The 26,991-nt window shown below is 71.2% G+C and carries 22 protein-coding genes; 12 read left to right on the top strand and 10 right to left on the bottom strand.

The features are described 5' to 3' along the window. Both NP777_RS21625 and NP777_RS21620 read right to left on the bottom strand, forming a co-directional pair. Positions 1-1,471: type I polyketide synthase (locus NP777_RS21625; RefSeq protein ID WP_256651829.1), on the bottom strand; the 1,471-nt coding region annotated here is incomplete at its 3' end. Between the two features lie 41 nt (positions 1,472-1,512). After that, a complete protein-coding gene (locus NP777_RS21620; RefSeq protein WP_256651828.1) occupies positions 1,513-2,061 on the bottom strand; it encodes a DUF1579 domain-containing protein in 549 nt (182 codons plus the stop codon). 371 nt (positions 2,062-2,432) lie between these two features. On the opposite strand from NP777_RS21620, the gene NP777_RS21615 reads away from it, so the two are divergent. Continuing rightward, positions 2,433-3,830, top strand: a complete 1,398-nt coding sequence (locus tag NP777_RS21615) for a M28 family metallopeptidase (RefSeq protein ID WP_256651827.1) — start codon at positions 2,433-2,435, stop codon at positions 3,828-3,830. A gap of 163 nt (positions 3,831-3,993) precedes the next feature. Here the strand turns inward: NP777_RS21615 and NP777_RS21610 are convergent, their stop codons facing one another. Further along, entirely contained in the window at positions 3,994-6,027 is a 2,034-nt protein-coding gene (locus NP777_RS21610) for a M6 family metalloprotease domain-containing protein (RefSeq protein ID WP_256651826.1), read from the bottom strand. A gap of 496 nt (positions 6,028-6,523) precedes the next feature. Here NP777_RS21610 and NP777_RS21605 point away from each other — a divergent pair, with 496 nt between their 5' ends. Next, positions 6,524-8,158, top strand: a complete 1,635-nt coding sequence (locus NP777_RS21605) for an AMP-binding protein (protein WP_256651825.1) — start codon at positions 6,524-6,526, stop codon at positions 8,156-8,158. Between the two features lie 121 nt (positions 8,159-8,279). Here the strand turns inward: NP777_RS21605 and NP777_RS21600 are convergent, their stop codons facing one another. Continuing rightward, entirely contained in the window at positions 8,280-8,648 is a 369-nt protein-coding gene (locus NP777_RS21600; protein ID WP_256651824.1) for an arsenate reductase family protein, read from the bottom strand. A 122-nt stretch (positions 8,649-8,770) separates the two neighbouring features. On the opposite strand from NP777_RS21600, the gene NP777_RS21595 reads away from it, so the two are divergent. The 4 genes from NP777_RS21595 to NP777_RS21580 all read left to right on the top strand — a co-directional run bounded on the left by NP777_RS21595 (position 8,771) and on the right by NP777_RS21580 (position 11,265). Continuing rightward, the gene (locus NP777_RS21595) at positions 8,771-9,067 is read left to right on the top strand and encodes a hypothetical protein (protein WP_256651823.1); all 297 of its coding nucleotides are present in this window, start codon (positions 8,771-8,773) and stop codon (positions 9,065-9,067) included. 262 nt (positions 9,068-9,329) lie between these two features. Then, complete coding sequence (locus NP777_RS21590; protein ID WP_256651822.1) at positions 9,330-9,809, top strand: general stress protein; 480 nt, start codon at positions 9,330-9,332, stop codon at positions 9,807-9,809. 98 nt (positions 9,810-9,907) lie between these two features. Next, complete coding sequence (locus tag NP777_RS21585) at positions 9,908-10,525, top strand: hypothetical protein (protein WP_256651821.1); 618 nt, start codon at positions 9,908-9,910, stop codon at positions 10,523-10,525. A gap of 71 nt (positions 10,526-10,596) precedes the next feature. Then, the gene (locus NP777_RS21580; RefSeq protein ID WP_256651820.1) at positions 10,597-11,265 is read left to right on the top strand and encodes a DUF305 domain-containing protein; all 669 of its coding nucleotides are present in this window, start codon (positions 10,597-10,599) and stop codon (positions 11,263-11,265) included. An 82-nt stretch (positions 11,266-11,347) separates the two neighbouring features. Here the strand turns inward: NP777_RS21580 and NP777_RS21575 are convergent, their stop codons facing one another. Further along, complete coding sequence (locus tag NP777_RS21575) at positions 11,348-12,064, bottom strand: M56 family metallopeptidase (RefSeq protein WP_308405186.1); 717 nt, start codon at positions 12,062-12,064, stop codon at positions 11,348-11,350. A gap of 197 nt (positions 12,065-12,261) precedes the next feature. Next, positions 12,262-12,630 (bottom strand): BlaI/MecI/CopY family transcriptional regulator, encoded by a 369-nt coding sequence (locus tag NP777_RS21570; RefSeq protein WP_037956606.1) that lies wholly within the window; start codon positions 12,628-12,630, stop codon positions 12,262-12,264. A gap of 107 nt (positions 12,631-12,737) precedes the next feature. Here NP777_RS21570 and NP777_RS21565 point away from each other — a divergent pair, with 107 nt between their 5' ends. Then, positions 12,738-13,319, top strand: a complete 582-nt coding sequence (locus NP777_RS21565) for a TerD family protein (protein WP_256651818.1) — start codon at positions 12,738-12,740, stop codon at positions 13,317-13,319. 116 nt (positions 13,320-13,435) lie between these two features. Here the strand turns inward: NP777_RS21565 and NP777_RS21560 are convergent, their stop codons facing one another. Next, the gene (locus NP777_RS21560) at positions 13,436-14,323 is read right to left on the bottom strand and encodes a hypothetical protein (RefSeq protein WP_256651817.1); all 888 of its coding nucleotides are present in this window, start codon (positions 14,321-14,323) and stop codon (positions 13,436-13,438) included. Then, positions 14,323-15,591, bottom strand: coding sequence for a VWA domain-containing protein (locus NP777_RS21555; RefSeq protein ID WP_256651816.1), 1,269 nt, complete (start codon positions 15,589-15,591; stop codon positions 14,323-14,325). The genes NP777_RS21560 and NP777_RS21555 overlap by 1 nt, the downstream gene beginning before the upstream one ends. 167 nt (positions 15,592-15,758) lie before the next feature. Here NP777_RS21555 and NP777_RS21550 point away from each other — a divergent pair, with 167 nt between their 5' ends. Further along, positions 15,759-18,563: an alpha/beta fold hydrolase gene (locus NP777_RS21550; protein ID WP_256651815.1), complete on the top strand. Its 2,805-nt coding sequence runs from the start codon at positions 15,759-15,761 to the stop codon at positions 18,561-18,563. Positions 18,564-18,568: 5 nt separating this feature from the next. Then, positions 18,569-19,423 carry an ABC transporter permease gene (locus NP777_RS21545; RefSeq protein WP_305890001.1) on the top strand — a complete coding sequence of 285 codons (855 nt, stop codon included), beginning with the start codon at positions 18,569-18,571 and terminating at the stop codon, positions 19,421-19,423. A gap of 233 nt (positions 19,424-19,656) precedes the next feature. Here the strand turns inward: NP777_RS21545 and NP777_RS21540 are convergent, their stop codons facing one another. Beyond that, positions 19,657-20,844 carry an FAD-dependent monooxygenase gene (locus tag NP777_RS21540; protein ID WP_256651813.1) on the bottom strand — a complete coding sequence of 396 codons (1,188 nt, stop codon included), beginning with the start codon at positions 20,842-20,844 and terminating at the stop codon, positions 19,657-19,659. A gap of 745 nt (positions 20,845-21,589) precedes the next feature. Between NP777_RS21540 and NP777_RS21535 the strand changes: the two genes are divergently transcribed. From NP777_RS21535 to NP777_RS21525, 3 genes are all read left to right on the top strand, one after another. Next, positions 21,590-23,884 carry a glycosyltransferase gene (locus tag NP777_RS21535; RefSeq protein ID WP_256651812.1) on the top strand — a complete coding sequence of 765 codons (2,295 nt, stop codon included), beginning with the start codon at positions 21,590-21,592 and terminating at the stop codon, positions 23,882-23,884. Beyond that, positions 23,881-25,119 carry an acyltransferase family protein gene (locus NP777_RS21530; protein ID WP_256651811.1) on the top strand — a complete coding sequence of 413 codons (1,239 nt, stop codon included), beginning with the start codon at positions 23,881-23,883 and terminating at the stop codon, positions 25,117-25,119. The genes NP777_RS21535 and NP777_RS21530 overlap by 4 nt, the downstream gene beginning before the upstream one ends. 183 nt (positions 25,120-25,302) lie before the next feature. Continuing rightward, positions 25,303-25,905 carry an extensin gene (locus NP777_RS21525; RefSeq protein ID WP_256651810.1) on the top strand — a complete coding sequence of 201 codons (603 nt, stop codon included), beginning with the start codon at positions 25,303-25,305 and terminating at the stop codon, positions 25,903-25,905. A gap of 32 nt (positions 25,906-25,937) precedes the next feature. On the opposite strand, the gene NP777_RS21520 is transcribed toward NP777_RS21525, so the two are convergent. Beyond that, positions 25,938-26,762: a lysozyme gene (locus NP777_RS21520; RefSeq protein ID WP_256651835.1), complete on the bottom strand. Its 825-nt coding sequence runs from the start codon at positions 26,760-26,762 to the stop codon at positions 25,938-25,940. Positions 26,763-26,991 lie beyond the last annotated feature (229 nt).

Raw genomic sequence — 26,991 nt, 5'->3', positions numbered from 1 at the left:
GCGGTCCGCGCGCCGACACCACCCACGGCACCGGCCCACCCACCGGCTTCAGCGACTCCACCGGCCCCGCCTCAGCGACCCCCTCCGGGGCCTGCTCCAGGATCAGATGGGCGTTCGTCCCGCTGATGCCGAACGACGAGACCCCCGCCCGGCGCGGATGCTCGCCACGCGGCCACTCCCGCGCCTCGGTCAGCAGATGGACATCGCCCGCGCTCCAGTCCACATGGGGCGTCGGCTCGTCGATGTGCAGCGAGGCGGGCAGCACCTCGTGGCGCATCGCCATCACCATCTTGATGACCCCGGCCGCGCCCGCGGCCATCTGTGCGTGTCCGATGTTGGACTTGATGGACCCCAGCCACAGCGGACGCCCCTCGGGCCGCTCCTGTCCGTACGTGGCCAGCAGCGCCTGCGCCTCGATCGGATCGCCCAGCGACGTACCCGTACCGTGCGCCTCCACCGCGTCCACCTCGGACGCCGACAGCCGGGCATTGGCGAGCGCCTGCCGGATCACCCGCTGCTGCGACGGCCCGTTGGGCGCGGTCAGGCCGTTGCTGGAGCCGTCCTGGTTGACCGCCGTGCCCCGGATCACCGCCAGCACCTGATGGCCGTTGCGGCGCGCGTCCGACAGCCGCTCCAGCAGTAGGACGCCCACGCCCTCGGCCAGGGTCATGCCGTCGCTGTTCGCCGAGAACGCCTTGGACCTGCCGTCCGGCGCGAGCCCCCGCAACTCACTGAAGCCGATGAACGGCGCTGTCGAGGACATCACGGCCACGCCCCCGGCCAGCGCCATATCGCATTCGCCCTGCCGGATCGCCTGGCAGGCCAGATGCATGGCGACCAGGGAGGAGGAGCACGCGGTGTCCACCGTCACCGCGGCGCCCTCCAGACCGAGGGTGTACGCCACCCGGCCGGACACCACGCTGGCGGAGTTGCCGATGGTGAAGTAGCCGGCCGAGCCCTCGGGCACCTGGGAGGCGTCGGAGCAGTAGTCGAGGTGATCGCAGCCGATGAAGGTGCCGGTCCGGCTGCCCCGCAGCGACTCCGGATCGACCCCGGCGTGCTCGATGGCCTCCCAGGACGCCTCGAGGGCCAGCCGCTGCTGCGGCGCCATTCCGAGCGCCTCACGGGGGCTGATCCCGAAGAACGTGGCGTCGAATCCGGCGGGGTCGTCGATGAAGCCGCCCTCGCGCGTATAACTCGTCCCCGGGTGGTCCGGGTCGGGATGGAAGAGATTCTCCAGATCCCAATTGCGGTCGGTGGGGAGTTCCGAGATGGCGTCCCGCTCCGTGGCGACCAGTTCCCACAGCTCTTCGGGGGACCGTACGCCTCCGGGGAAGCGGCAGGACATTCCCACGATGGCGACCGGCTCATGCCCCGCGGATTCGACATCCTTCAGACGGCGCTGCGTCTGCCGGAGATCCGCCGTCACCCGCTTCAGATAGTCGAGCAGCTTCTCTTCATTGCTCGCCATGGTCGGCCACCCCCACTTCCCTCGGTCCGGAATGCTGAACGCTATTGGCGGCGGCAGTCGTAACTGCCCTGCAAAACACTTCCGTCGGGGAAGGTGAAGCTCGTGGTGTCCTTGAAATGCCCTGGCCCGAGCACCTGGTAGTCATCCTTGAGGTCCAGCTTCACGCCCGTCGTCTGCCCCGAGGCATTCGGTGTGATCACCTGGGTGAGGGGACCCTTGAATATCAGGTGGCCGTCTTTCCAGCCGAACGAGGTGTAGTTTCCGGAGGAACCCCAGTTGTCGTGGTACTGGGTGATGAATTTCCCGTCCACGGGATTCCAGCCGAAGGACGAACGGCCGACCACGCCTCCGGGTTCGAGCGTGGCGTCCGTGTAGAGGTAATGCCCGCCCAGGGCCCGCTTGGTGTTCAGCTTCAGCACCGCTGGCTTTCCGCCCGGCGGTGGGGTGTAGTCGCAGGTGTAGGACCCGAGCAGAAAGTCCAGGTCGCGGATCTGCGGGGGAGCGGGGAGTGGATTCCGGCCGCGCGGCGGTTTGGCTCTCGTATCGGGCTCGGCGTTCACCGGGGAGACGGTGAGCGCGATCAGGCTCACCGCGGCCACACCCACGACACCGGCCGGGACCTGCCGGCTCCACCTCCTCCGCCGGGCCGCGCCCCGCGATTCCCGTTCCTGTTCCCGGCCCCGGTCCCGGTCCCGGCCCCGGCCCCGTTCCTCCGAGCTTTCGGTACGCACACTCGACTCCCAACCATCAATCGGGCGCTGACCTGCGGCTGAGCCGCCTGATCGGCGGCCTGTCCGGATACGGCGACCATCATTTGTGCCGCCGCCAAAGTGGGTCTAACGCCCGGCTTGGTCTTCTCCCGGACGAGAGGTCGCGAAAGAGGAGTACGGGCATCGCATTAGCCCAGCTTTAGCCCGCCCGTCGACCATGAATGCCGACCATGGCGATGAGGAGGATGACGATGAGCGGCTGGCCGGAGCTGGAAAAGTACATCGATCGGGCGCCCACCTCGAAGGAGATGATGGCCTGGATCGAACTGATCGTCAGCCAGGGCATTCGCCGGGCGGGCTATCCGGCCGACGGCTGGACCGAGGAGTGGGCCGCCGAACAATTCCGGGAGACGGGCCTGGCGGACGTACGGCTGGAGCCGCTGGACACGCCCATCTGGCGGCCGCGGTCCGCCGCCTTCGAGATCTGGCCCACCGACCGGCCCGATGAGGTCATCCGCTTCGAGGGACTCGCCCTGCCGTACACCACCCCGACCGAGGGCACCGAGGGCCGGCTGGCGCGGATGGAGGACGGGGAGGTGCGGGGATCCATCGCGGTCCAGGAGATCGGCTTCACCCGGCTGCCGCAGACCGAGGTGCAGGCCCGCGCCACCGGCTGCTACGACCCCGAGGGCGTGTTCCCCGACCTCGTCCAGACCGTGCCCTTCGACCTTCCCCATGTGCTGGACTTCGACATCGCCATCAAGGACGGTGCCACGGCCTATGTCGGCCTGCTCACCGGACTGCCCTGGGAGACCAGCGACTTCTACTGGCCCTATGACGCCGAGCGGCGCTCCATCCCCGGCATCTGGCTGAGTGGCAAGGACGGGCAGCGGGTCCGTGAGCTGATGGCGTCGGGGGAGTGCGCGGGCCGGATCGTCTCCGATGCCACCATCACCGAGGAGACCACCCACAATGTGGTGGGCACCCTGCCCGGCGCTTCCGACCACTGGGTCATCGTCGGCTCACACCACGACGGTCCCTGGGCATCGGCCGTGGAGGACGCCTCCGGCGTCGCGCTCGTCCTGGCGCAGGCCAAGTTCTGGGCGTCCGTGCCCCAGGAACTGCGGCCGCACAACATGCTGTTCGTGCTGACGTCCGGCCACATGGCGGGCGCCGCGGGCACTCAGGCGTTCATCGCGGCGCATCCCGGGCTGTTCCCCCAGGTCGTCCTCGAAATGCATCTGGAACACGCCGCCCGCCAGGCGGAGGTGGTCGACGGGGAGGTCGTGCCCACCGACGACCCCGAGGTGCGCTGGTGGTTCACCACCCAGGCGCCCCAACTGGAGCAGTTGGTGGCCGAGTCCCTCGCGGCGGAGGACCTGCGCCGCTCGTGGATCCTGTCGCCGACCGCCTTCGCGCCGAACCCGGCCACCGACGGCGCCTACTTCTACTACACGGGTGTGCCGCTGGTGCAGCTGATCACCACGCCCATGTACATCTTCGATCCGCGGGACACCCCGGACAAGGTGGACGAGCAGAGCCTGGTGCCGCTCACCAAGGGGGCGGCGCGGATCATCGCCGGTACGGCGGGCTGCGCGCCCGACACTCTCCGGGTACCGATCCGGACCGCGGCCGACGAGACGGAGTAGGACCGCCGACGGAGCCCGCTGGTGGAGCCCGCCGACAGAGCCCACTGACGGAGCCCGCCGACGGAGACCGCTGGGCGGAGGACGCCGACGGAGACCGCTGGGCGGAGGACGCCCGCCGAACGGGGACGGCCCGCCGAGTTCCGGCGGGCCGTCACCCGTCGCCCTACCGGCGACCCGACAGCCGGCACAGCGCCTTGGCGGTTCGGTGTGAATCGCTCTCGGAGCGGGCGGTGAGGACGACCGCGCCCCGCCGTTCGGCACCCTTTTCCGCGGCCACGGACACCTCCACATCCACCGAACCACCGGCCCTGGCGGTGGCGAGACGGTTGGGCAGCCAGGCGGACCAGCCCCGGCCGACCGCCCTCGCCGACAGCCGGTAGACATCCGAGTCCACCGACGTGGCCGGGGCCGTCGCCGGGCCCCCGGTGGCGCGTCCGGTGTTGTCGAGGCCGAAGGTGCACACGGCCCGGGAGCGGGAGGGGTCCCCCTTGACCTCGCCGCGGTGCAGGGCCACGCCGCGGCGCTGCGGTCCGGCGCCGTCGAGGGACTTCACGGCGATGGTGTACGAGAGCACTCCGGACCTGTCGCGCTTCAGATCGAGCACATAGAAGTGCAGCCGGTTGGCCCGGTCGATGTACTCGTACTGGCTGCCGGAGTCGGCTCCGGCGTGGAAGAGCGCATCGCTGAGCTGCCGGTAGTCGCCCATGGTGATCTTCTGGTCGGTGCCGTCGGGGCGTCGGAAGTCCACCAGGTCGATGTCCTCGGGGTGGGCGTCGACCACCCAGGCGAACGGGGCCCGGTCCTTGTTCTTGGTCTTGGCCAGCAGCACCCCGTGATCCGGGGTGAACGAGTCCATGCCCATGCGGTCGACGACCTCGACGGTGTAGTTGTCGTAGCCGCCGCCGTCGCACAGCGGGTCGGTGCCGTTGTCGCAGGGCTCCGACAGATCGCCGCCCATGGCGATGTTGACGCCGGAGAGCCCCTTCTCGCCCGGCGGCGCCGAGCGCGCGGTGACCCGGGCCACGACGAGGCCGGAGCCCTTCAGCGCGTCGCGGTCCAGCCGCAGCACGTTCTTCTCGTCCACGATGCCGAGCTTCAGCTTGTCCCGCAGCACATGCTGGGAGCCCATCGAGCCCCCGGCCGTGGCGGGGATCTGCCAGCGCGTGTGCGGTCCGCCGGGGCCGTTGAAGGAGCCTCGGGAGAGCATGCTCCAGATACCGGTGTACGAACGGCTGAGGGGCGTGCCGTACGGGTTGTTGTAGTTGTCCCCGATGCCCAGGATGTGGCTGAGCTCATGGGCGTACACGGCCATGCCGGAGCTCTCGGCCTGCACCGACGACCCGTCGGCGGCGTTGGGCCAGATACGTGCGGCGGCCTGCCAGGACGTCCACGGCACATAGCGGGTACGGGCGGAGTTGTCGCCCACGGCGGCCGGCGGCCCCCAGGCGGCGGGTATGTCCGGTGCGCCCGGGAACTTCATCGGGCCGAACTCCTGCCAGGTGGACGACTCGTCCTGCCCGGCCGTGAGATAGAAGACGAAGTCGAACGAGTCCGCCTTGTCGGCGCCGACATCGGCCACCCAGGCGGCCTTGCCGTCCTCCCGGATGTCCTTGCCACAGGTGTCCCCGGCCGGGCAGGCGCCCGGGTTCATCGAGTCCTCGACGCCGTACTGATAGGACTTGCCCGGCATGCGGTACACACCGAAGGCGGTCAGATCGACCCCGATGCGGCCGCCGGAATCCTCCATCCAGTACTCGTTGATGGTGTGACCGTTGTTCAGCGGCCCCGGTGTGTTGAGGAAGTCCTGGTAGAAGCGCGGGAGGCGGTCGCGCGGGACATCGGAGGCGCTCGGCCGCGGATTGCCGAACAGAGTGGACCCGGCCGGTTGGCTGACCGTGAATCCCTCGTCCGGATAGTCCAGGAGCACCAGCGCGCCCTTGAAGGTGCGCTGGGTGGGCTTGACGGAGGGGGCCGCCCAGCGCGTACCGGGGACCGCGCGGTAGTCGGCCCAGGTCATGTCGTCGGGGTTGCGCCAGTGCTGCGGATCGATCGGCCGCACCAGCGACGGCCGGGCGGGGCCGGCCGACGGTGTGCCATCGGGGGTGGCCCCCGCGGGTCCGGCGGCGATGGCCGCCGCGGTGGCGAGGACGGTGGCGACGACGGTCAACCGGCCGACGGGTCTTCGGGGGAGGATCAAGGCTCACCTCGTGTCGGGCGTCTTGGAGCTCAGACATGACAAGCCGTGCGAGCGGTATGCCTACCGCTGCCCAAAGGTAGGACGGGGGAAGGGGGGACGCCAGAGTGCCTCGGGGCGCCGGAGTGCGTCGGGACTGCGGAAGTGGGAACCGGGACTGCCGGAACGCGGCAGGACTGTTGGAACGCGTCGGGGCTTACGTGACGCGTCGGGGCTTACGGGACGCCCGGGGTGGCCGCCCGCCCCGCTCCGGCCGGCGGACGCCGTCCCCGCCCCGGTACGGAGGACGGCTGACGGGCCGGTCGGAAAGCGCGATAGCGTGTACAGGCCAACGGGAGCTGCCGCCGCCTGGGACTTCGTCAGCACCACCCGGGAACAGCCCACCCCGGAAGGCGAGGTGCGCCCGTGCCCCCGAGGTGCGTCCACGCTCGCCCGAAGCCGGGCACCGGACCTCCCTCCCGTTCGGCGCGACTCGTGGATACCAGCACTAGGAGCCCTCTTGACCAGCCCAGAACAGCGCACGGCTGACCTGCTCAAGACCTTCGGTGAGCCTGCGGCGAGCACCGCGTACCTGCTGTGCGACAGGCACCCGGCCGACGCCGTCGCGTTCACGGTGGTGGACAAGGACATGACCGGCCATGACATGACGTACGGCGAGCTTCGCGACCGTTCCTCGCGCATGGCCGGTGCCCTGGCCGCCCTGGGAGTCGGAGTGGGCGACCGCGTCGCCACCTTGATGGGCAAATCCGCCGAACTGCTGGTCGCGAGCCTTGCGATCTGGCGGCTCGGGGCCGTCCAGGTGCCGCTGTTCACCGCGTTCGCCCCGCCGGCCATCGCGCTGCGGACCACGGGCAACGACACCAAGGTCGTGATCACCGACGCCGACCAACGCCCCAAGCTGGACCCGGAGTCGGGCTTCCCCGCCGAGCGCCCCTGGCGGATCGTCAACACCGGCCCTGTCACCGAGGCCGATCTGTCCTTCGCGGAGCTGGCCGAGGGGCACGCCCCGTTGCCCGAACCGGCGGCCGTGGGCGGCGACGGGCTCATCGTGGAGCTGTTCACCTCGGGCACCGCGGGCACGCCCAAGGCGGTCCCGATCCCGCTGCGGGCGGTCGCGAGCTTTGCCATGTACCAGCAGTTCGGCCTGGACCACCGGCCCACCGACGTCTTCTGGAACGCCGCCGACCCGGGCTGGGCGTACGGCCTGTACTACGCGCTCATCGGGCCCCTCGCCCTCGGGCAGCGCGGACTGGTGCTGAACGGCCTGTTCTCCGCGGAGTCCACCTGGGAGGTGCTCTCCCGCTTCGGCGTCACCAACTTCGCGGCCGGGCCCACCGTCTACCGGAAGTTGCGCGCCTCCGGCATCCCCGCCCCCGCCGATCTGCGGCTGCGCTGCTGCTCCGCGGCGGGCGAACCGCTGCCCCCGGACGTCGTCGACTGGGCGCTCGAGACGCTCGGTGTGCCGGTGCGGGACCACTACGGCTCGACCGAGCTGGGCATGGTGGTCGCCCATGCCTGGCACCCGGACCTGCGCGAAGAGATCAAGCCCGGTTCCATGGGCCGTCCGCTGCCCGGCTGGAGTGTGAAGGTACTGCGCGAGGACACCAACTCCGCACCGGCCCGCGTCAACGTCCCCGGCCGGGTCGTGGTGGACATCGCCGAAAGCCCGCTGATGTGGTTCAAGGGCTACCGCGACGCCCCCGAGCAGACCGCCGAGAAGTTCAGCCCCGATGGGCACTGGCTCTACACCGGGGACACCGCCGCCCGCGACGAGGAGGGCCATCTGTTCTTCTCCGGGCGCGGCGACGACATCATCCTGATGGCCGGATACCGCATCGGCCCCTTCGAGGTGGAGACCGTGCTGCTGGAGCACACCGCGGTGGCGGAGGTCGCCGTGGTCGGCGTGCCGGACGAGGAGTACGGCGAGGTCGTCGAGGCGTTCGTGGTGCCGCGCCCGGGGATCGAGGCGGGCGACGCGCTCGTGGCCGAGCTGCAGCAGCTGGTCAGGGAGCGGTACGCCAAGCATGCCTACCCCCGGCAGGTGCACTTCGTGGCCGAGTTGCCGAAGACCTCCAGCGGTAAGACGCAGCGGTACCTGCTGCGCCCGCAGCAGGCCGCGCCGCGGAGCCGCTGAGCGGGCTCCTGGGCCGGACCGCGTACGCCCCGGCGCCCCGTGTTCGCACACGGGGCGCCGGGGCGTTTCCATGGTCCCGTGGCGTGGTCCCGAGGCATGGTCCCGTGGCGTGGCCCCGAGGTCAGCCGCGGGATCGGGACAGCGCCTCGCGCACCGCCTCCTCGGTGCGCCCCACCACCGCCGAGCCGTCGTCCGCCGTGATGATGGGCCGCTGGATCAGCTTGGGGTGCTCGGCGAGCGCAGCGATCCAGCGGTCCCGGGCGCTCTCCTCACGCGGCCAGTCCTTCAGGCCCAGCTCCTTCGCGGCCGCCTCCTGGGTCCGGGTGACGTCCCACGGCTCCAGCCCGAGCCGGTCGAGCATCGCGCGGATCTCGTCCTGGCTCGGTACGTCCTCGAGATAGCGGCGCACGGTGTAACCGGCGCCCTCCGCGTCGAGCAGGGTGAGCGCGCTACGGCACTTCGAGCATGCCGGATTGATCCAGATCTCCATGCGCCACACGGTACCGCGAGATCGCCCTGGAACGGGGTCTGACCAGGGGCCTTTGTCAGTACCCGACGGTAGAATGGAGGGAGTTGAAGGGAAGGTTTCCCGACCAACTCAGGAGGTTGCCGATGGCCGTTGCCGGACCCCCTCTTCAGGAACTGCCGACCTTTCCGACCCTGCCGAAGAAGCGGATGCCGGCCGGGCGTCCGCGTGAGTGGTACGAGTCCCACAACCGCCGTCTGAAGGCCATGCGCCTGGCCATCGCGCTGCTCAACTCCGGTGCCTACCGCCCCGAGCAGGCGTCCAACCGCAGGATACGCTCCACGGCCGCCCGGATCGGGGTGCGTCCGCCGTCCGACATCACCTGCCGGATGGTCCGTTCCCTCATCCGCACCGACCGCACCGACCACACCGACCGCCGCTGATACCCGTAAGGCCCGTCGCGCCTCCGGTTCCTTTCCGCTCGGTGGAAAGGAACCGGAGGCTTCCGGGAATCGCGCGGTGGCCGGGGTGGGAATTGAGGGGCGAAGAGTGCTGGGGAAATGTTCCGCGGAGAGCCGCGGTGGCCGTTCCGGATATCCGGCTTCACGGACCCTCGGCGGGTTTCTCCGCCGTTCTCCCCCGCCCCTCTCCCGTTGCGAGGGGGCAGGCGCGGGCGCACGCTCTCCTTGACGGAGGGAGTCAGCGATGACCCAGCAACCGCCGTCGGAAGTGGTCGACCGCCCGGTCGTGGGCTCCTACCCGACCTACGCCGGCGCCCAGCGCGCGGTGGACTTCCTGGCCGACAACAAGTTCCCGGTGGAGCATACGGCGATCATCGGCTCGGATCTCCGGATGGTCGAGACCGTGCTCGGGCGGCTGACCAGGGGCCGCGCGGCGCTCGCGGGTGCCGGTACGGGGGCCTGGTTCGGACTGCTGATCGGGCTGCTGCTGTCCGTGTTCGCGGCGGGGGCCCACAACGTGATCGTGCTGCTGGTGAGCGGTCTGGTCTATGGCGCGGTGTTCGGCGCGATCTTCGGTTTCGTCGGGCACGCCATGACTGGAGGGCGGCGCGATTTCTCGTCCCGCAGCCAGATCGTGGCCGCGCGCTATGAGGTGGTCGCGGACGGCCGGGTCGCCGACGACGCGAAGAACATGCTGGCCAGGCTGGCGATGCGGGAGGGCTGAGCGGCTTCGGGGGGCCTCCGGGGGTCGGTGCGCGTACTAACGGCATTAGGAGTAGGGTGTGACTCCGAGAGAGATCACACCGACCCCGAGGAGCGACGGTGACCACCGGTGGGAGCATGCGCGCGGACGGAGTCCTTCCGCGGCTTCTGCTCGTCGTCGTGCTCGCGCTCGGGGTTTTCGTCATGCACACCCTGGGCCATCCCGACGGCGGCTCCGGCTCGGGCATGACCCATTCGGCGCACCATGCGTCCGGTGACATGCGCCCCGCGGCGTACAACGGCGAGCCCGGGTCGTACGGAGACGGCCTCGGGTCGTACAACGGCGGCCCCGGGCCGTACAACGGCGGCCTCGGGTCGTACAACGGCGCCCCCGGGCCGTACAACGGCGCCCCCGGGGTGTATGGCGGCGATCACGGCGGCGGTACGGCCGCCACCGGCTCCGGGCCGCGGCGAGCCGCCCTCGCCCCGTCCGCCGAGGCCGGGCATGCCCCGGCCGCGCCCGAGACAAAGCCACGCGAACCCATGACCGGTATGGACATGGCCTCGCTGTGTGTCGCGGTGCTCGGCGTCTGGGTGCTCGGGGCGCTTCGGTGCGCGGTGCTTGCCCGCCGGGGCGGTCCGCCGCTGAGGCTTCCCATGGCGGCGGCCGTCGTCGCGCGGCCCGATCCTCCCTCGCCCGGTCCCGACCTCACTGCCCTGTCTGTTCTGCGGATATAGGCCGAACCGCGCGTAAGGCGCCGGTACGTCCCATAGAACAGTCAACACTTGGTAAAAAGAGGTAAATCGACATGACCGCAATCACGTGTGTCCCGCGTCGACCGCTCCATCGCCGTCTCGCGCTCGTGGGCGCCGTCGCCGCCGGAGGGCTGCTGCTCGCCGGCTGTGGCGGCAATGACGACATGAAGGGCATGGACCATTCGAGCGCGAAGGAGTCCGCCACCACCGAGGCGACCGCCGGCTCGGCGGCGGGCGCGTTCAACGACGCGGACGTCAGCTTCGCGCAGATGATGATCCCGCATCATGAGCAGGCGCTGGAGATGGCCGGACTGGCCGACGACCGGGCCTCGAACGCGCGGATCAAGAGCCTGGCGGGGCAGATCGAGAAGGCGCAGGACCCGGAGATCGTCACCCTGAAGTCCTGGCTCAAGGGCTGGGGCAAGCCGGAGAAGTCATCCTCGGGCGAGATGCCCGGAATGCATCATGGTGCGGACGGTAAGGGCGCTATGAGCGGAATGATGTCCGAGGGGGACATGCGGAAGCTCAAGGCCGCCAAGGGGGCCGCCTTCGACCGGGCCTTCGCGAGCATGATGATCGACCATCACGAGGGTGCGATCGCCATGGCGAAGGACGAGAAGAAGAACGGCCGTAACGCCGAGGCCAAGAAGCTCGCCGATGACGTAGTGAAGAACCAGTCCACCGAGGTCACCACCCTGCGGACGCTGCTCGACCGGCTCTGAGCCGCGTCACGGCGGCACGCCCCGCCCCGGGTCCCGCGGTTCCTCCGCATGGCCCGGGGCGGGCCCCGGCGCGCCTGGAGTGCTACATCCCGGGGGCGCAGCCCAGCAGGGGAGGCAGCAGCGGTAAGCCCACGGCGACCGCCGCCACCGCGCCGCACAGCGCCGGATGCGGACGCCGCCGGGCGTCCAGCATCCGCCGCAGCCGGACCACGGCGCCCGGTCCGCCGACGGTGAAGGCTCCGCCGGGGGCGTGGGAGGCGTGGCCCGCCGCCATCGTGTAGAGGGCGGAGACGAGCGCCTGGCGCGGATGGCGGCGCAGCGCGCGGTCGTCCGCGGCCATCTCCAGCAGCAGCGCCGTCTGTGCCCTGGCCTCGCGGGCCAGCGGCAGCCACCGGAACACCCGGGCGAACGCCTCCGTGGCCGCCAGCGCCAGATGGTGGCGGCCCGCGATATGGGCGCGCTCATGCTCCAGTACGGACTCCAGCTGTGCGGGGGAGAGCAGCCGCAGCGCGCCCGCGCTCACCACGATCCGCGGCCGGCGGCCGGGCAGGCAGTACGCCGCGGGTGTGTCATGGTCCAGCACGGTGGCGCGCAGCCGCGCCGAGCGCCGGCCGACCATGTCCAGAACGCCCCGGTGGCGGGCGCGGACGCGCCGGGCCCGCAGCAGCTCATGGCCGAAGCAGACGAGCGGAACCAGCGCCACCGAGGCCGGTACGGCGATGGCCGGAACGCCGACCGGGCCCGTGCCCGGGATCCGGGCGTCCAACGTCAACCCACAGAACCGGAGCAAGCCGGACATTCCACTATGAAGATGCCAAGTTGGGGTGACGAGGTGATAAGTGGTCAGAGCTAGCGCGATGGTGAACGACAGGGTCAACCCATGCCAAATGGCAACCGCCAGAGCGGGGGCGCGATGTGGCCAGGCGCTGCGGGCCAGCACCTTCGGGGCCGCCGAGCCGACGACGGCCGCGTAGCAGGCCAGGGCGAGGGCGGCCGTCACGCCTTGGTCCGCCGCCCCGCGGTCCGCAGGGCCTTGCGCAACGCGCTGACCTCCTCGGGGCCCATCTGCTCGACGAAGTGGGTAAGGGCGGCGGAGCGGTCCTCGCTGGTGCCGAGGGCGTCCTCCATCAGCGCCGCGGTGTACTCCTCGCGGCTGCGGACCGGTGAGTACACCCACGCCCGGCCCTCCTTGGCGCGCAGCAACCAGCCCTTGTTGTAGAGGATGGAGGCGACGGTCATCACCGTGGTATAGGCGACCGGGCGGTGCTCGTTGATGTCGTCCACGATCTCCCGCACCGTCGTGGGACGCTGCCAAGCCCAGAGGCGGTCCATGATCTCCGCCTCGAGCTCCCCCAACCGTCGCATGGACGCTTCCTTCCGCCGTTAGTACGGAGGCCCATAGTAGAGACCCCTCGGAGGGGCGTCGCACGCGGCTGTGGAAAAATCCTCAACTCGCCCTGCCCGCGATAGGCTTGACGCCACGCGCATTCAAATCCGCACAGTTCGAGGGAAGGGAAGTCCGGGTGACTGGTCTCAACAAGGGGCTTCAGAAAATCGAGGTGGCGCTCAAGTGGGATCCGAGTCCCCTCGGTGAGCCGCCCCATGATCTCGACATCGTGGCCGGGACGTACCGCGCCGCCGATCCTTACGGTGCGCCCGCGTACCTCGTCCACTTCGACAGCCGCTCACCGGACGGCACCATCAACCTCAACAGGGACAGCCGCACCGGTCAGGGCCTTGGCATCGACGAGTCCATGACCCTCGAGCTCGACCGGCTGTCGTCCGAATACACGCGGGTGGTCGTCGGGATAACCATCCAGCAGGGCTCGGGGCGGAAGACGTTCGGGGATGTCCCGAACACCAGTGTCCGGATTCTCAACGGATACACCGAACTCCTGGCGAGTGACTTCACCGGTGTCTCAGAAGCCACTTCCGCCACGGTCGCGGTATTCACCCGGGACGAGGCGGGGGAATGGGGAATTCAGAGCGCTATTCGTGGATTCGACGTGGATCCCGAAGGCTTTGGGCAGGTCCTGGGCAAGGACTATTCCTGAGCGGCGTCCGGGCGAGCTTCCCGAGAGCTTTCTGAGGGGCCGGGCCACCGGCGCCCGGTGCGGCGCGGGGCCCGCGCGATCGTCGTGCGGGCCCCGCGCCGATTCCGGACATCAGGTCAGATGTCGGATCCGGGTCCGATCGGCGGGCGGCCCGGAGCGCGCGGCCCCCGGGTGAGGGTGTAGCCGCCCACCCCGGCGAGCGCCGCCAGCGCCGCGCCGATCACGGTCCACACCCAGCGGTCCGACCACCAGCCGGAGCCCCAGCCGTCCTCCGGCTCGGCGACCGCGTGCGGGACCTTCCCGCCCTTGTCGTCCGCGGAATCCGAGGCCGTGTCGTCGTCCGGCGGCTCGGCATCCGTCCCGGGGGCCGTCCCGGGGGCCGTTCCGGCCCGCAGCACCGGATTGAGCGGGGTCACGTCCCCGCCGTCGGCGTGCGCCCCGCCCGCGTCCCGTACGGACGCCTCGACCTCGGCGTCGATCGGCAGCCCGAGGTCCTGGGCGGGCAGGTCGACGACGGTGAGCCGTACGTAATACGCGCCCTGCAGAGGGTCGTTGGCCCAGCGCTCGGACCAGGACCGCACCTGGCGCAGGGTGCAGCTCACCGTGACCGTCTGATCCCGCTGGGCCGCCCGGCGCGTCGGAGTGCCCGAGGCGCACGGCTGGTGGCGGCGCAGACCGTCGTAGACATCCAGCTGCCAGGTGGCGCTGCCGTGCCGGCTCGAGACGTCGGGCAGCTTCAGCTCCGCCTCGACCTTGGGTACCTGCCCGGCGGCGGCCGGGAACACCCAGTACAGATAGTCGCCGGTGGAGGCCGTCGCGGTGGCCCGCTGACCGGGCTCGATCTCGGTGGCGGTACGGAAGCCCGTCCCCGCCTCGGTGGGCGCCTCCGTGCCGCTCTTGCCGTCCGTGCCGTCCTTACCGTCCGCGGCGGCCGGTGCGGCGGCGGTCAGCCAGGCGGCGGCGCACACGGTGAGCGCGGCGCCGAGAGTACGCAGGGCTCGCATCAGTTGGACCTCCAGACGGTGACACGCCAGCGGGCCAGCCAGCCCCACAGCAACCCCACGAGCAGCCCGCCCACGGTGAGCACGCCCAGCAGCACCCAGCCGCGGCCCAGGCCGAAGGCGGCCAGATCGGCGGGCGGATCGTCGTTGCCGACCACATCGACGGCGAACTCCACCGGAAGGCCCGGAGCGCGCTTGACGGAGGCCGGTGCGGAGAACGACTGGCTCAGCTCCAGGCACACGGTCCGCGCGGTCTTGTCCTCGTCGTCGTCCACATCGGCGATCGGATAGCGCAGCCCGCTGGAGATGACATCCGTACGGCCGCTGCCCGCCTCGCTGCCGCGCACCAGCTCCCGGCCGCCCGGGGTCACCGCCCGCACCAGCACGCCGTAGTCCGGGTCCACGGAGCGGTCCACGGCGACGCTCGCCGAGGCCCGCAGCTCCTGACCGGGTGCCACTCGCATCCGGTACCAGCGGTGTTCCCCGAAGCCCTCCCGGTCGCTGTAGAGGCCGGAGCCCAGGTACGGGGCCTTCGCGCACTCCGCGGCGCCCCGCACCGGCGTGGGCGTCTCCACGGGCGTGTCGGCGGAGCGCCGGACCAGCTGCTTGATACGGCTGGAGAGCTGGTCCCGGTGCTGGATCGCCGTATACGTGCCGCCGGTGGCCTCGGCGATACAGCTGAGCTGCTCGCGGACCTTGCGGTCCAGCGTCAGCCCGAGCGTGTCGACGACCAGGTGGGTTCCCTGGGCGGCCAGTTCACGGGCCACATCACACGGGTCCGGCAGACCGCAGGAGTCCTCGCCGTCCGTGATCAGTACGATCCGGCGGGTCCCCTCGCCGCCGGAGAGGTCCTTGGACGCGCCGCGCAGGGCGAGCCCGATGGGCGTCCAGCCGGTGGGGCGCAGCGTGGCGACGGCCGCCTTGGCCTCGGTACGGTCCACCTGACCCACCGGGTAGAGCCGCTCGCTGTCCTGGCAGCCGGCCTTGCGGTCCTTGCCGGGGTAATTGGCGCCGAGGGTGCGAATGCCCAGCCGCACCTCTTCGGGTGTGGCGTCCAGCACCTCGTTGAACGCCTGCTTCGCCGCCGCCATCCGGGTGTCGCCGTCGACGTCGCGGGCCCGCATGGAGCCGCTGACATCGAGCACCAGCTCGACCTTGGGGGAGTCGGAAGCCGGTTCGCCGGCCATGGCGGCGGTAGGGGATATCAGGCCGCAGGCGAGGGCCGCGAGCAGCCCCAACGCGCCTGTCGCCAGACGTTTCTTTATGATCACCGGCGCATCTTATGGAGCATCATCCGACTGATCCAAAAGTTCGGCCACCACGGTCGGGGCATACCGCGCCGGGTGTACGGGCGGTGTCCGGGTACTCCCCGAGGAGTGGACGAGAATCCGTCTGGTGTCAGCCGCGGCGTTTGCCTCCTCCTCTTAGGGTTTCACCTATGGATCTCCGAAAGACCCGGCCGAGGGGCCGGCGCCTGGCCGCCGCCGTGGCCGCCGCGGTCCTCCTCGCGGGCGCGGGCACCTGGGCGGTGGCCGCCTCCGGCGACGGGCCGGCCGTGCACCGCCAGGACCGCGTGCTGGACATGCCGGGCGCACGCATCGACACCTCGTACTTCACCGCGGGCACCGGCCGCAGGCCCGCGGTCCTGCTCGGCCACGGCTTCGGCGGCAGCAAGGACGACGTACGCGACCACGCCGAGGAACTCGCCCGCGACGGATACGCCGTGCTGACCTGGTCGGCGCGTGGCTTCGGCAGATCCACGGGGAAGATCGGGCTCAATGACCCGGACCACGAGGTGGCCGATGTCCGGCGGCTGATCGACTGGCTGGCGAAACGTCCCGAGGTGCGGCTCGACCGTCGGGGCGACCCCCGGGTGGGCGTCGCCGGCGCCTCCTACGGCGGGGCGATCTCCCTGCTCGCCGCCGGATACGACCGCCGGGTGGACGCCATCGCGCCCGAGATCACCTACTGGAACCTCGCCGACGCGCTGTTCCCGAACGGCGTCTACAAGAAGCTCTGGGCCGGGCTGTTCTTCACCACCGGCTCGGCCGACCTCACCGGTGCCCAGGGCGGCCAGGAGGACGCCGGCGGCGCGGGCGGCTCCGGCGGGGGGATGGGCCCCGGCGGTCAGGGGGGCCAGGGAGGCGCGAACGGCGGGTCCGGCCAAGGAGCCCAGGCGGACCCGGGAGACCCGAACGGCGGAGGAGCGGCCAGGACCGACCGGGGCCAGGGCTGCGGGCGCTTCGAGAAGCAGCTGTGCGAGATGTACGAGCGGGTCGCGGTCGCCGGAAAGCCCGACGCCGCCGCCCGCCGGCTGCTCGAGGCGCGCAGCCCGTCCGCCGTCGCCGACCGGATCAAGGTCCCCACGCTGATCCTCCAGGGGCAGGCCGACTCCCTCTTCCCGCTCGGCCACGCCGACGCCATGGCGAAGGCGATCCGGGCCAACGGCGCGCCGGTCGCCGTCGACTGGACGGCCGGCGGACATGACGGCGGCGACCGCGAGACCTCGCGGGTGGCGGCCCGTACCGGCGCCTGGTTCGACCGTTACCTCAAGGGCGACAAGGGCACCGACACCGGACCCGCCTTCCGGATCAGCCGCACCGGCGGCATCGACACCACCAACGGCGCGGTCCAGTTGCGCGGCGCCACCGGCGACCGCTACCCGGGCCTCGGCGACGGCAGCCGGACGGTGGCGCTGCGCGGACGCGAGCAGTCGTTCGCCAACCCGCCCGGGGCGGGGCCGCCGTCCATCTCCACCGTGCCGGGCATCGCCGGACTGTCCCAGGCGTCCTCGCTCGGCGTCGGCCTCTCCCTCGACATCCCCGGCCAGTTCGCCCGGTTCGACTCGGCGCCGCTGGACCGGCCCCTGCGGATCACCGGATCGCCCGAGGTGAAGGTGCGGGTCAAGGCGGACACGGACGACGCCGTGCTGTTCGCCAAGGTCTACGACGTGGGTCCGGACGGACAGCAGACGCTGCCCGAGCAACTGGTCGCGCCGCTGCGCGTCAACGGCGCGAAGGAGGGCCGTACCGTCACCGTGCGGCTGCCCGCCGTGGACCACGAACTCATCGCGGGCCACCGGCTGCGGCTCGTGCTCGCCTCCACCGACCTCGGTTACGCCTCCCCGGCCGAGCCCGCCACCTACACGGTCGGGCTCGCGGACGGCGGACTGTCGGTGCCCACCGCACCCGCGGTGCACACCCAGCCCGCCCCGCTGCCCGCATGGGTGTGGGGGCTGCCGCTCGGCGCGGCCGTGGTGGCGCTCGCGCTGGTGCTGACCGGCAGGCGGCGTACGGCCACTCCGCCGCCCGACCCCGAACTGGCCGAGGTGCCCCTGCAGATCACCGGTCTGAGCAAGCGCTACGCCAAGTCCGCCGACCGCTACGCGGTGCGCGATCTGTCCTTTCGCGTCGAGAAGGGGCAGGTGCTCGGGCTCCTCGGGCCCAATGGCGCGGGCAAGACCACCACCTTGCGGATGCTGATGGGGCTCATCGCCCCCGACGACGGCGAGATCCGGGTCTTCGGCCAGGCCGTCAGGCCCGGCGCGCCCGTGCTCTCCCGCGTCGGCGCCTTCGTCGAGGGGGCGGGCTTCCTGCCCCATCTGACCGGCAGCGCCAACCTCGAGCTGTACTGGCAGGCCACCGGCCGCCCCGCCGCCGACGCCCATTTCGAGGAGGCCCTGGAGATCGCGGGTCTGGGCAGCGCGCTGGAGCGTGCGGTACGCACCTACTCCCAGGGCATGCGGCAGCGGCTGGCCATCGCCCAGGCCATGCTGGGCCTGCCCGATCTGCTGATCCTCGACGAACCGACCAACGGCCTCGACCCGCCGCAGATCCGCGAGATGCGCGAGGTGATGATCCGGTACGCCGCCGCGGGGCGCACGGTGATCGTTTCCAGCCATCTCCTGGCGGAGGTCGAGCAGTCCTGCACCCATCTGGTCGTGATGGACCGCGGCCGGCTGATCCAGGCGGGCGCGGTCGGCGAGATCACCGGTAACGGCGGCAGCGTGCTGGTGGGCCACGACGGCGTGCTCAGCGAGGCGATGGTGGGCAAGGTGGGCGCGCTGCCCGGAGTCGTCTCCGCCCGCCGCACCGCCGACGGACTGCTCGTCCAGCTCGACGGGACCACCCCGGCACGGCTGCTGGCCGAGCTGGTGCGGCTGGAGATCCCGGTGACCAGCTTCGGGCCCAACCGGCGCCTGGAAGACGCGTTCTTGACGCTGATCGGAGGAGGATCCGCGTGAGTTCCCTGTCCCAGGTCACCGAGGTCGCGCCCGGCTACCGGGCCGGCCGCACCCTGCCGCTGCGGGTCGAGGCGGTGCGGCAGCTGCGCCGTCGCCGGACCCTGGTGATGGGTCTGGTGCTGGCCCTGCTGCCGTTCGTCCTCGTGATCGCGTTCGCCATCGGCGGCACCCCCGAGGGGCAGGAGAACCGGGTCACCCTGATGACCACGGCCACCGCCTCCGGCGCCAACCTCGCCGCCACCGCGCTGTTCGTCTCGGCCGCCTTTCTGCTGGTGGTGCCGGTGGCGCTGTTCTGCGGCGACACCGTGGCCTCCGAGGCCAGCTGGTCCTCGCTGCGCTATCTGCTGGCCGCGCCCGTGCCCCGGGCCCGGCTGCTGGTGAGCAAGCTGACGGTGGCACTGGTGTTCAGCGCGGCCGCCATGGTGCTGCTGCCGCTGGTCGCGCTCGCGGTGGGCACCGTGGCGTACGGCTGGGGGCCGCTGCGGATGCCCACGGGCGGTGAGCTGCCGGTCGGCGACGCCCTCGTCCGGCTGGCCCTCGTGGTGCTGTACATCTTCCTGTCCCAGCTGGTCACGGCCGCCCTGGCGTTCTGGCTCTCGACCGTCACGGACGCACCGCTGGGCGCGGTGGGCGGCGCGGTGGGGCTCACCATCGTGGGCAATGTGCTGGACGCGGTCACCGCGCTCGGCTCGTGGCGCGACTTCCTGCCCGCGCACTGGCAGTTCGCGTGGGCGGACGCACTCCAGCCCCACATGGAGTGGGGCGGAATGGTGAAGGGCGTCTCGGTGTCCGTCGCGTACGCCCTGGTGCTCTTCGCGTTCGCCTTCCGCGGCTTCGGCCGCAAGGACGTGGTGTCCTAGCCGGACCACGGCTGCTGACCCGCCACGGCTCCCGGTCCTGGCCCGGCCACGGCTCTTGGCCACGGCTCTTGGCCACGGCTCTTGGCCACGGCTCTTGGCCCCGGCCCGGCCCGGCCCGGCCCGGCCCGACCCCGGCCCGGCCCGGCCCGGCCCGACCCCGGCCCGGCCCGGCCCGGCCCGACCCCGGCCCGACCCCGGCCCGGCCCCGGCCCGGCCCCGGCCGCCGGGCCGGGTCAGTAGTCCTTGAGGGTGTAGGAGTTGACCACCTCGTAGAAGCTGTCGTCGATATGGGTCGGGTTGGTGTCGGGCTGCTGCCCGGCCGACGGCGACGGCTCCAGCGCCTCCTTACGGGCCTTGTTGTCCAGTGCGAGCTGCTGGTTGGCCGCCACATAGCCCCGCAGCTCGCGCTCGTAGGCGGCGAAGGCCGCGGTGTGGTCGCCGCCCGCGGCGCTGAGCTCGCCCGCCAGGACATAGGCGCCGACCACGGCCACGCTGGTGCTCTGCCCGGACATCGGCGAGCCGCAGTACCCGGCGTCGCCGACCAGGGCCACCCGGCCACGGGACCAGGAGTCCAGGTGGATCTGGGCCGTCGCGTCGAAGTGGAAGTCCGGCGCCCCCCACATGTACTCCAGCAGCCGTGGCATCTCCCAGCGCGCGTCCTTGTACCGCTCGGCCACCAGCCGCTTCTGCTCCGAGACGGACCGGGAGCCGAGGAACGTGGCGGGCGGTTCGTCCGAGTCGATGCCGATGTAGACCCGGGCCTCGGTGTTGTCGCGGACACTCATCATCATGCCGCCCCAGACGTCCCCGGCCATCTGGTAGATGACCTCCCAGCGGTCGAGGCCCAGATAGTTCGGCACCGTCCACACGCCCAGATAGCCCCCCAGATGGCGGAGGAACCTCTCCTCCGGGCCGAAGACCAGTTCCCGGGTGGAGGAGTGCACCCCATCGGCCGCCACCACGATGTCGAAGGCACGCGCACCGCCCCGGTGGAAGGTGACCGCCACCTCGTCGGGGCCCTGGACGAGCGAGGCGATCGAATCGTTGAAGAGGTACTCGATCCCGTCGCCGCCCGCGGCCATCAGCACCGAGGACAGGTCGTCCCGCAGGATCTCGATGTCGGAGCTGCTGAGATCCCCGCCACTCGCGGTCCGCTCGGTGGTGCTGAACAGTTCCTTGCCGTTGTCGTCGACCATCGACATGCCGCGCAGCCCGGTACGGCGCGCCCGGACCTCCGCCAGCACGCCCATCCGCTCGCACACCTCGAGCGCCGGGCCCCGTACGTCGATCGCCTGTCCGCCCGGGCGCGGGCGCGCGGCGCGCTCCACGACGGTGACCTGGAAGCCATGGCGATTCAGCCAGTAGGCGAGCGCGGGCCCGGCGATACTGGCCCCGGAAATCAGAACCCGTGCATTCCGCATAGTGTCGTCCCTTCCGAATTCAACCACCGAATGTGGTGCCTCGAAAAAGACTGGCCGGAGCCACCGACACCGCACCGACGCGGCACCGACGGCGGGCCGATGACGCGCCGACGTGCCGCCGACGCCGTACCGGCAGGGCTCCGACACCCCGGTGGCGAGGGGTAGTTGGCCATGGCCGGGTCGATCGGCAGGCGGACGGAACTCTCGCATCGGTTAATGAGAGTGTTACTTCGATGTGTTGTGTGGTTCCGTAGTGATCGATGAGACTGGGGATTCCGACCGGTCAGCCCAAAAGATCGGTCGCCCCGCACTGGTGATGTTCGGTCCGCCCCCCACGATCCGAACAGGATGGGACCTAATGCGTAATTCGCTGGAGCACGTCCGCGTGATCCCCGCCGCCGTCGTGCCCGTCTGTCCGAGACCCCGCCGGAGATCTCACCTCTCCCCGCGCGGATCGGCCACGGTCGCGGCGTAGCCGCCCCTCACCACTCACCGAACGGCGGATCGCCCCGGCCTTCCCGGCGACGCCGTACTCCGGCCTGCCCGTAGGCGCCTGCCCTTGTGCACCTGCCTGCGGGCCACGTGGTCTGCCATGACCGCGTGGTCCGTCCTGACCACGTGGTCTGTCATGCCCCGGCCGGAACGTCCGCGTGCCCACGGCCCGTTCGGTGACGCACCCCCCACGAAAGGAACCACTCAGGTGCTTACTTCGCACCACCCACGATCACGCGAATCCCAGCAACCCGTGCCCACCGCTCGCGGCGGAGTGGCGGGACAGAGCGGGCATGTGCTGGCGGTTGGCGCACCGGGCCCCAGGCTCGACCGGCTGACCCGGACACTCGTCTCCACCGGGCATGAGGTGAGCCATGCGGAGCCCGGCGATGTCAGCCGACAGATGCGGCACTCCCCGCCGGACGCGATCGTCGCCCTGGACGACGCCGAGGACGGGCTGGACGTGATACGCGAGGTCCGCGCCGTCCCCGCGGGACGGGCGCTCCCCCTGCTGATGGTCACCTCCGACCCCGGCCCCACCGGCGTAGCCGACATGCTGCGCGGCGGCGCCGACGACTGCGTGGCGGAGACCTCCGACCCCGTCGAGCTCTCCGCCCGGATCGAGGCCAAGCTGCGCCGGGTCCCGGTCCCCGTCGAGAATCTGCTGCTCGACCCGCGCACCGGTCTGTACTCCCAGCCCCACTTCCTGGGTGAGCTCGACCGGGAGCTCAAGCGGGTCGACGACAGCCGCACCGGTGGCGTCGTCGCCATGGTGGGGGTGGCCGAGATCGCCGCCCTCGAGGCCCGGTTGGGGCCGCGGGTGCGCCGTGAGGTCGCCGAACGTCTCGCGGGAGTGGCCGAGAAGCTGGGCGGTGTCTGTGACCGGCTCGGCTGGGACGACGAAGGCCATCTGCTGATGCTGATGCCCGGTGTGGACGAGGACACCGCGCGCCGCGAACTGCAGAACTTCGCCAACGCCGTGGCCGGGACCCGCTTCGTGGTGGCCGATGAGAACGTGCGGCTGACCCCGGCGATCGGCTGGACCCCGCTGGCCGACTGCCCGGACCGCGCCCAGGCCGTCGCCAACGCCCGGAACGCGGTCGAGGAGTCGATCCGCCACCGGGATCTGCGGCCGGTCAAGTACGCGGCGTGGATGCGCGGCACCCACCGGCGCGGCCGCCGTACCCTCGCCACCGCGCTGCGCACCCTGCTGTCGGCGCTCTCGCCCGTCCTGGTGCTCCTCTTCGGAGTGGGCATCCCGTTCGTCTTCTACCAGCAGATGTACGAACTGGGCTGGGACGTCGGCTCGGCCGCGTACTGGGTCGTGGTGTCCGGGCTGGTGCTCTCCGCCGCGCTGATCGTACTGGAGTGCCTCTTCTCGCTCGACGCCAAACCCCGGCCGGAACGGCCCGCGCAGCCGTATCCACCGGCCAGCGCCGTCATCGCCGCGTATCTGCCCAACGAGGCCGCGACCATCGTCGACACCATCGAGTCCTTCCTGCGCCTGGACTACCCCAACGAGCTGGAGATCGTGCTCGCGTACAACACGCCGCACCCCATGCCCGTCGAGGAGACCCTGCGCGAGATGGCCCGCCGCGATCCGCGGCTGGTGCTGATGCCGGTGGCGGGCAGCACCTCCAAGGCGCAGAACGTCAACGCCGCGGTCACCCGGGTGCGCGGTGAGTTCGTCGGCATCTTCGACGCGGATCACCACCCGGTGCCCGACGCCTTCCAGCACGCCTGGCACTGGCTGTCGAACGGCTACGACGTGGTCCAGGGCCACTGTGTGATCCGCAACGGCGAGAGCTCCTGGGTCTCCAAGCTGGTGGGCGTGGAGTTCGAGGCCATCTACGCCGTCAGCCACCCCGGCCGGACCCGGCTCTACACCTTCGGTGTCTTCGGCGGCTCCAACGGCTTCTGGCGCACCGATCTGCTCGCCCGGACCCGGATGCACGGCACCATGCTCACCGAGGACATCGACTCCTCGATGCGCGCCCTGCACGAGGGCGCCCGGATCGCCACCGACCGCACGCTCATCTCGCACGAACTGGCGCCCACCACCCTCAAGGCGCTGTGGAACCAGCGGTCGCGCTGGGCCCAGGGCTGGCTCCAGGTGTCGCTGAAGTACCTGTGGCGCGGCCTGCGTTCCCCGGCCTTCACCATCCGCCAGAAGGCGGGGCTGCTGGTGTTGCTGGGGTGGCGGGAGATCCAGCCGTGGCTGACCCTGCAGATCCTGCCCGTACTGCTGTACTCGGCGTGGCGGGCCGGGGGAGTGGACCATCTCGACTGGGCGGTGCCGGTCTGCCTGCTGGCCACCCTGTTCACGCTGTCCGCCGGGCTGGTGCAGGCGCTGTTCGCGTGGCGGCTGGCGGTGCCCGAACTGCGCCGCCGCAGGGCGTGGTTCTGGCGGTATCTGGTGGTGTCCACCGTCTTCTACAGCCACTTCAAGAACATCGTGGCCCGCCAGTCGCTCCTCAAGGAGGTGCTGCGGGACCGCCAGTGGCGGGTCACCCCGCGCCCCGGTGACAAGGCGGTGAAGCGGACATGAGCACGGTGTCCACGACCGTCGCGTCCACCACCGCCCCCCGGGCGGTCAACGGCACGCCCGCCAGGAGCGCGCCCGCGCGGAACCGCAGGAACCAGGAGATCCAGGGCTTCCGCGGCATGGCGGCCCTCCTCACGGTGGTCTTCCACGTCTGGCAGCAGTACTTCGTCTACGACCGGGACGGCGCCCACTCACCGGTGCCCAACCGGTACGCGAACGCGCTGGTGTCGCTGGAGGTCATCGACTTCTTCTTCGTCCTCTCCGCGTATCTGCTGACGCTGTCCTACGCACGGGCGGCGATCGACGGGGGCTCGACCCGCCCCGGCCGGGTGTTCCTCTTCCGGCGGGCCATCCGGATCGTCCCGCTGTACTTCCTGGCGGTGACGTTCATCTGGGCCACCCGCAATCCCACCCTGCCCGGCGAGTGGTCCGATCTGCTGCACCATCTCACCTTCACCCAGGTCTTCGACCAGGAGCAGATCTTCTTCACCATCGGCCCGACCTGGTCGTTGTCGCTGGAAATCATGTTCTATGTGGCGCTGGTGGGACTCGGCCCGCTGGCCGCCCGCGCCTGCCGTCCGCTGCGCCGGAGGGCCTCCCGGGTGGCGGTGTGCGCCGTGGGATGCGCCCTGCTGTACATCGGGCCGTTCATCTGGATCGCGGTGGCCCGCTACGGGCTGGAGATCCCGCACACCGAATGGCCGGTGTACTTCGGACCGCAGGCCCGCTTCGGCGGGTTCGCCGCGGGCATGGGCCTGGCCGTGCTGATGGTCGCCCTCGGCGACCGTGGACGGCTCGACGCGAAGGTGGCGATCCCGCTGCGGGTGGCCGCCCTCGTGGGGCTGTACGTGCTGTCCTTCGCCGGTACGGAGGCGGAGGACTTCCCCACCACCTTCTACCACCCGCTGTCCGCCCTGCTGTGGACGCTGCTGCTGTACAGCACCATCCATGTGCGGCGGCAGGGGCGGTGGCACTCGTGGCTCACGGCCCGCTGGCTCACCGGTGTCGGTCTGGCCAGCTACAGCCTCTTCGTCTGGCATGAGCCGATCATGCTGGGTCTGTACAACGCGGGGCTGCTGCCGCCCGACGGCCAGGAGGGCTTCCCGCCGGCCGTGGTCATCGTGCTGGTGGTGGCCGTGGCCGCCGCCGCGGTGAGCTACTGGGTCATCGAGTACCCGGCGAGCCTGCTCGGGAAGCTCAAGGACGGCAAGGGCCGTTCGCGCGACTTCTATCCTTAAGGCCGCGCGCTAGCCAGGAACACACGTTCCCCGGTGCACGGGTGGCCGTACACCGGGGGACGGTGGTTATCATCTGGCTCGTTCTTTACTGTGTAACACGTGTGCGTCGGACATCTGTTCCGCTTGGAATCGGGCTTCCGGGGCACCCCACCCAACCCTTGCCATAACGGGGAGACCAGCGAAATGGGTCGACACAGCCGACCGACCGCCGCACAGCAGGCGCGTACCACGACGCTCAAGGCGGCCACTGCCCTCGGAGTGGCCGGAACCATAGCCTTCGGCCTCCACTCCACGGTCGGCGGTGACAAGTCCGTGGAGGCCCGCTCCGATGTGAACGCGCAGCAGGCGCAGGCGCCGGAGATCGAGCCCACCGCGGATCACACGCCTTCGCAGAGCCATGTCGCGCCCAGCGAGTCCACGAAGCCGAAGCTGATCTCCGACCACACCGACGCGGCCACCCCCGGCGGCGGTTCGGACCGGAGCGCCGGCGCCCCGCGGCACGCCGCCCCGGCCACCCCGGACGCGGCCCCCTCCAAGGCCGCGCCCACCATGGCGCCCACCGCCCCCGCGCAGCGGGACGACCAGGTGCCCGCCTCGCCCTCCACGCCGAGCGAGACGGCCCCGAGCGCCGACCCCACCACCCCGTCGCAGCAGCCCAGTCAGCCGTCGCAGACCCCCGGCGAGGGCGGGCACCACGGCAAGGGCCTGGTGGGCGGACTGGTGGACGGGGTCGGCGACACCCTGGACGGGGTACTCGGCGGGGTCGGCAGCGTGCTCGGCGGCTAGGGCCCCTTCTGACGGATCTCCGCGGCGCCGCCTCACCCCGTGGCCAGCGCCTTGAGGCCCGCCAGGCTTCCGTTGAACCGGTTGTGGTCACCCACCAGCGGCCCGCTGGAGGTGTACTGCCACAGGGTGTGGTCCTGCCAGCCGGCCGGCAGCGGCCCGGGGGTGGCGGCGTACCGCGCCAGCCACAGTGGGTTCCGGTCGGCGAACGCGGCGCTGTCGCCGGTGCACGTCTGCCACCAGCCGGTGGTCGTGTAGATCACCGGCTGGCGTCCGGTGCGCTCCTTGACCCGCGCGGTGAAGTCGCCGATCCAGTTCACGAGCTGGGAGGCGGTCAGGCCGTAGCAGGTTGCTCCGTACGGGTTGTACTCGAGGTCCAGGACGGGCGGCAGTGTCCTGCCGTCGTCCGACCAGTCGCCGCCGTTGGCCACGAAGAAGTCGGCCTGGCGGGTGCCGCTGGAACGGTCCGGCAGGGCGAAGTGGTAGGCGCCGCGGATCATGCCCTGCTGGAAGGATCCGTTGTACTGCGAGGCGAACGAGGGGTTCTTGTAGGTCGTGCTCTCGGTGGCCTTCACATAGGCGAATCGGACGTCGTCGTCCCACAGGGCCGCCCAGTCGACCGAACCCTGGTGGTCGCTGACGTCCACGCCCTCCACCGAGGCCGCTCTGGTGGCCCGGGGCATGGCGCCGGGGTCGGTCTTCTCGTGGCGGGCGATGGTCGAGCCCATCCAGTCCCGCTCGGGGTGCGGGACGGACGCCGCGGGGGCCGCGTCGGTGCCGGTGTCATGGTCGGGGTCGGTCGTCGAGGCCGTGGCCGGTACGAGGGTGGCGAGGACGGCGGCGCTGATCGCCACTCCCAGTCCGCCGATGGCGTAGGGCGAGCGCAGCCGCGAAGGCGCCCGGTGGGCACCTTTAGAGCCTGTGGAATACCCCCGGCCGGGCGTGCGGCGTCTGGCACGCGCCCCCAGCTACCGCTGGGAGGTGCCCCCTCTTGCCGCGTTGCCGAAACGCCCATGTGGCTCCGCCACGAGGGCGCTCCGGCGCCTTGCGATCGCACGCTCCCCCAGCTACCGCTGGGAGGTGCCCCCT

This window comes from Streptomyces rugosispiralis (genome assembly GCF_024505145.1).
Lineage (GTDB): Bacteria > Actinomycetota > Actinomycetes > Streptomycetales > Streptomycetaceae > Streptomyces > Streptomyces rugosispiralis.
Note: the sequence above shows the minus strand (reverse complement) of the source record. Positions and strands in the feature narration are given on the sequence as shown.